Origin of the sequence: Sphingobium agri (genome assembly GCF_023051225.1) — a bacterium.
GTDB classification, from domain to species: Bacteria; Pseudomonadota; Alphaproteobacteria; order Sphingomonadales; family Sphingomonadaceae; genus Sphingobium; species Sphingobium agri.
In genome coordinates this window covers 1-601 of sequence record NZ_JALKHS010000028.1, presented here as the reverse complement: position 1 = coordinate 601, position 601 = coordinate 1, and the positions used below count along the sequence as shown (strand labels likewise).

The 601-nt window shown below is 68.6% G+C and carries 1 protein-coding gene; it reads left to right on the top strand.

The annotated features are described in order from the left end of the window. On the top strand, positions 1–601 hold a 601-nt coding region (locus tag MU848_RS18905), incomplete at both ends, for an NAD(P)H-dependent flavin oxidoreductase (RefSeq protein ID WP_247234891.1).

Genomic DNA, 601 nt, shown 5'->3' with positions numbered 1-601 from the left:
GACGGCGCAGCCTGTTCCCTACGAGGCCTATGCGGAAGTCATTGCGGGATCGGGCGTCGGCGTGGTCGAGACAGCCGGGCGCAGTCCGGCCGAGTTCATCGCCCGTTTTAAGCAGGCAGGCGTCAAGATCGTCCACAAATGCACGGCCGTCCGCCATGCGCTGTCGGCGCAGCGCGCGGGGGTCGATGCGGTGTCGATCGACGGGTTCGAAGCGGCGGGCCATCCGGGCGAGGACGATATTCCGGGCATGGTGCTGATCCCCGCTGCGGCGCGGGCGCTGGACATTCCGATCCTGGCGGCAGGCGGCATGGCTACCGGGCGCAGCATGGCGGCGGCGCTGGCTCTGGGCGCTGAAGGCGTGACTATGGGCACCCGGTTCATGCTGACCAAGGAAGCGCCGATCCACGAAGCCATCAAGCAGGCGGTGGTGCAGGGTACGGAGCGCGATACGACGCTGATCTTCCGCCAGCTGCGCAACACGGCGCGTGTGTTCCGCAATGCCGTTGCCGAGGAGGTGAACGTCAAGGAACGGGAACCCGGCGCGACGTTCGAGGACATCCGGCCGCTCGTGGCAGGCGCGCGAGGGCGCGCGGCGCTGGAA